Below are 4,731 nucleotides of genomic sequence, written 5' to 3'. Positions count from 1 at the left end.
GCTTATTACGTATCATGGGCCGATGGGCGTAGATTTTAAGGCTGAACGTCAGGTCGATATTGATGCCTTATTTAATACCTTAGAAGGTAAATTGCAAGTCATAGAACCATTACCTGAACCACCTCGTGGCGCCATTGGCACTGAGCTGGGTGACGGAATTTTACGAGGTGGCAATATGACAATGTTATCTATGCTATCAGGAACACCATATTTTTTAGAGGATGACTCTTGGGAGGACACTCTACTATTCATTGAAGATGTAGGCGAGGCTCCTTATAAGCTCGATCGCATGTTACAACAATTTCGTCTCAGCGGTTTATTGAGTCGCATTAAAGGCTTAGTCATCGGTACTTTTACAGATTGCGAAGGTGACGAAGATGAACGGGATTATGATTTAGGCTATGAAGCGTTGCGGTATATGGAGGAAAATCGAGATTCTGAATTACCAGAACCTTTTGTGTGCTATGCGCCAACAGGCCATGGTTCACCGCATCAAACCTTGCCATTAGGAGCAACGATTAGCTTTAGATATATTTCTAATACTATCATCGTTCATCCGTATACGAAATAATTATTGGGGGAGTTATGACATTACAAGAACGAGAGGCTCGTGCCTGTGTCATCATAGATAGTATGGCTGAGGAATTGCGCAAAGTCTCCTTATATTTACACGATAACCCAGAATTGGGATTAAACGAGCATAAAGCAGTTAAGATAATTTACCAATTCTTAGAAACACATAATTTTACATCTCAAGTAGGATTAACAGATTATCCTGAGTTACAAACGGCACTACGTGGTGACCATAACCATGATGCGAGACATAAAATAGCATTCTTAGGAGAGTATGATGCGTTACCTGAACTCGGTCATGGTTGCGGCCATAATCTCATTGCCATGATGAGTTTAGGGGCGGCTATTGCCTTCAGTCAAAGTGCACCGGAAACGTGGGGAACGACCTTCTTTGGTTGTCCTGCGGAGGAAACTATTGGTGGTAAAGTATACATGGCTGAGGCTGGTTTATTTAAGGGCTATGAGGCGGCACTAATTATTCATCCAGGCGGTGAAAATGAGGTAGGGGGCACATCATTAGCGACGCATCCACTAGAGATTACCTTCCATGGACGGTCTTGTCATATAGCATCATTAACTGACTCTGGTATTAATGCCTTAGACTGTGCTGTAGATTTATATCAAAAAATAAAAGAGTTAAAGAAAACATTCCCTAAAGGGGCTATTGTAGGGGCCATTTTTACCGAAGCTGGTACAGCACCAAATGTAGTAACTCCTAAGGCGACGATTCGCATGACTGTTCGCGGTAGTACGGTGGACGATTTAGAAGGTATTATTTTGCCGGCTATCAAAGAGGCTGCTCAAGAAATTGCAGCATCTTATGGCGCCCGTGTTGAGATGCATCATTATGAGCCTCTCTTTAAGGATATGCGTCAAGATAAACAACTATTAGATCTATTTAACGATGTGATGACTGAATTTGGTGAAACGCCCCGTATATTGCCTGATGATGAGGCTGATGGTAGTACAGATGTAGGAAATGTATCTTATGAAGTACCAACAGCACAGCCTACTTTGCAGATTGGGTTAGGTTTAGAGGCTCATACACCAGAGTTCACTTGTGCAGCAGGTTCCGACTATGGATTGGAGCAAGCGATTAAGGGCGCTAAGATTATGGCTGTGGTAGCCTTGCGCTATGCAGTGGGTAAGTGATGTTCAATTTTTGACATATAGAGGTCAAAAAGGTACAATAGATATAATATTTAAGTAAGTATGAAACAAGCCGTCTTCAACAAGACGGCTTTTATTCCGGTGGAGATAGATATGAGTGTTTTAACCGTTTCAAATGTAACCCATGGTTTTGGAGCGCGACAAATTTTAGATGATGCATCATTCCGCTTGTTGAAAGGTGAACATGTAGGGTTAATTGGTGCTAATGGTGAAGGCAAGTCTACATTCCTAAATATCATTACAGGCAAAATACCTCCTGATGAAGGTAAAATTGAATGGTCCAACCAAGTAACTGTAGGTTATTTGGATCAACATGCGGTCCTCGAAAAGGCCATGACCATTCGCGACGTATTGCAACGAGCTTTTGATGATTTGTTTGTAATGGAGCAAAACATTAACGATGCGTACAATCGCATGGGTGATGTGTCTGAAGATGAAATGAATAAGCTTCTCGAGCAAGTAGGGGAGTGGCAAGAAATTCTAGAGCAGCGTGGCTTCTATGAAATTGATGCGGTTATTGAGCGTACAGCTGCAGGTTTGGGCCTTATGGATATTGGGCTTGACCGAGATGTTACGGAGCTCAGCGGTGGCCAGCGTACAAAGGTTTTACTTACAAAACTTTTACTAGAAAAACCAACGATTTTGCTTTTGGACGAACCGACAAATTATCTTGATGTAGAGCATATCCAATGGTTGCAAAACTATTTACAAAACTACGAAAATGCGTTCATCTTGATTTCTCATGATATGGAGTTTTTAAATTCCGTAGTCAACGTGATTTATCATATTGAGCAAGCAGTTTTAACGCGTTATACTGGAGACTATCATCAGTTCCAAGCGGCTTATGAAGTGAAAAAAGCGCAAGCAGCTAAGGCTTATGAGCGTCAACAACAAGAAATTGAGCGCATGGAAGACTTTATCCAACGCAATAAGGCTCGTGTAGCAACGCGTGGTATGGCAAATTCTCGAGCTAAACGGTTAGAGAAAATGGAAATTTTGGAAAAGCCAAAAGAGTACATTAAACCAAGTTTTGGTTTTAAAGAAGGCCGTACGCCAAGTCGTTTTATTGTAGAGGCCTTTGGTTTAGAATTAGGCTATGATGAACCGTTGACTCGACCAGTAGACTTTCAAATTGAAAGAAATAAAAAAATCGCTATTCGTGGCGTTAATGGTCTAGGTAAAACAACATTGTTGAAAACAATTTTAGGTTTATTAAAGCCTGTAAGTGGTGAGTTGGTAAAAGGTGAATTCCTACAAATAGGCTATTTCGCTCAAGAGGATACACCATCCAATTCTGAAACTGCACTAGACTATATTTGGAACGAATATCCGGCAATGACTAATGCAGAGGTGCGTGCAGCGCTTGCTCGTTGTGGCCTTACTAACGAGCATATTACATCACAAATGCGCGTGTTATCTGGTGGTGAAAATGCAAAGGTTCGCTTATGTAAATTGATGCAAAATAAGTACAATGTACTCGTATTAGACGAACCAACGAATCACTTGGACATTTATGCAAAAGAAGAATTGAGTCGTGCTTTGCGTGAGTTCAAAGGAACTATCGTTTTAGTAAGTCATGAACCTGAATTTTATAAAGATTGGGTTACGGATATTTGGAATATTGAAGATTGGACGACAAAGATCGTTTAGGAGGACCGATGAATCAACGTGCAAAGGACGGGATAAAGCAATTCTTAGAAGCTTTATCTGTTGATACAGAGGCACCAGAGCTAGAGAAAACACCAAGTCGTGTAACAGAATTATATAGTGAATTATTTAGTGGCGTAGGCCTAGATACAAAATCTGCATGGGGTGAAACCTTTAGTACTGATTACAAGGGGCTTGTAGCAGTTACAGGGATTCCATTTTATTCCATGTGTGAGCACCACTTGTTGCCATTCTTTGGAACCGTTGATATTGTGTATCAACCGAAGGATGGCTGTGTGGCAGGTCTTAGCAAGTTTCAAGAGATTGTTAATATCCTTAGCCGGAGGCCGCAACTACAAGAGCGGTTGGCGTCGGAATTAGCAGATGCCATTATGAATGATTTATCTGCTCATGGTGTATTTGTGCGCATTACATCAACACAGTTATGTATGCTTATCAAAGGAACTATGCAGCAAGACTCAAAGGTGATTACATTAGAAAGCCGTGGCGTGCTAGCAGAGACAGGTACGTTACGTGATGAAGCGTTAGCAATGTTAGGTGGAGGACAGGCAAATGTTTAAACGTAGAAATTATACATGGAATGATGGCAAAAGTTTATCTTTGTGCGATCGTACCCTTATCATGGGGATACTCAATGGTACGCCTGACTCTTTCTCTGATGGTGGTAAATTCAACACCCCAGAGGCAGCAGCAGCGCATGTAACACAAATGATTGAAGATGGTGCTGATATAATTGATTTAGGTGTAGAATCTACGGGTCCAGGCTGTACACCATTGACAGCAGAAGAAGAAATTGAACGCTTATCTCAATTGATAGATCCTGTACTTAATGCATCTACAGTTCCTGTATCTATCGATACATACCATGCTAAAACTGCAGACTATGCTTTTTCTAAAGGGGCCCATATTTTGAACGATATATGGGGCTTACACTATGACCCTGATATGGCAGCGGTAGCAGCAAAATATAAGGTGCCAGTAATCATTATGCACAATAGCAATGACACAAACTACGGTGATATCATTGAAGATATGAAAGCATACTTCTTCTATGCCGTGGATAAAGCATTGAAAGTGGGGATTACACCTCAACAAATTTGGCTTGATCCAGGCATTGGATTATTTGGTAAAACAGAAGAACAAAGTATTGAAGTTATGCAACGTTTAGGTGAGTTAACGGCTTATGAATATCCTATTTTACTTGCTCCTAGCCGTAAGCGTTTTATCGGTTCTATGTTGGGCGGTTTGCCTCCAGAAGAACGGGATGAAGGCACGGTAGCGGCTTGTATTACGGGTGTATTCCAAGGTGTTGATATGGTG

Annotated in this window: 4 protein-coding genes and 1 pseudogene; all 5 read left to right on the top strand. The window is 41.3% G+C overall.

Going from position 1 to position 4,731, the window contains the following annotated elements; all coding sequences use genetic code 11:
- A pseudogene (locus Q0F90_RS07280) lies at positions 1–571 on the top strand (LD-carboxypeptidase); the annotation flags it as partial.
- 14 nt (positions 572–585) lie between these two features.
- Positions 586–1,725, top strand: a complete 1,140-nt coding sequence (locus tag Q0F90_RS07275; RefSeq protein WP_296004379.1) for an amidohydrolase — start codon at positions 586–588, stop codon at positions 1,723–1,725.
- Between the two features lie 111 nt (positions 1,726–1,836).
- Positions 1,837–3,393: an ABC-F family ATP-binding cassette domain-containing protein gene (locus Q0F90_RS07270; protein WP_296004378.1), complete on the top strand. Its 1,557-nt coding sequence runs from the start codon at positions 1,837–1,839 to the stop codon at positions 3,391–3,393.
- A gap of 8 nt (positions 3,394–3,401) precedes the next feature.
- Entirely contained in the window at positions 3,402–3,971 is a 570-nt protein-coding gene (gene folE, locus Q0F90_RS07265; protein WP_296004377.1) for a GTP cyclohydrolase I, read from the top strand.
- A partial coding sequence (folP, locus tag Q0F90_RS07260) for a dihydropteroate synthase (protein ID WP_296004376.1) occupies positions 3,964–4,731 on the top strand: 768 nt, incomplete at its 3' end. The genes folE and folP, both read left to right, overlap by 8 nt.

It is taken from the genome of uncultured Veillonella sp. (assembly GCF_934190855.1).
GTDB lineage: Bacteria > Bacillota > Negativicutes > Veillonellales > Veillonellaceae > Veillonella.
Note: the sequence above shows the minus strand (reverse complement) of the source record. Positions and strands in the feature narration are given on the sequence as shown.

Excerpts from the sequence above, each read along its gene's own strand:
- Q0F90_RS07275 (WP_296004379.1), top strand. The coding sequence starts at position 586 with ATGACATTACAAGAACGAGAGGCTCGTGCCTGTGTCATCATAGATAGT.
- Q0F90_RS07270 (WP_296004378.1), top strand. The coding sequence starts at position 1,837 with ATGAGTGTTTTAACCGTTTCAAATGTAACCCATGGTTTTGGAGCGCGA.
- folE (WP_296004377.1), top strand. The coding sequence starts at position 3,402 with ATGAATCAACGTGCAAAGGACGGGATAAAGCAATTCTTAGAAGCTTTA.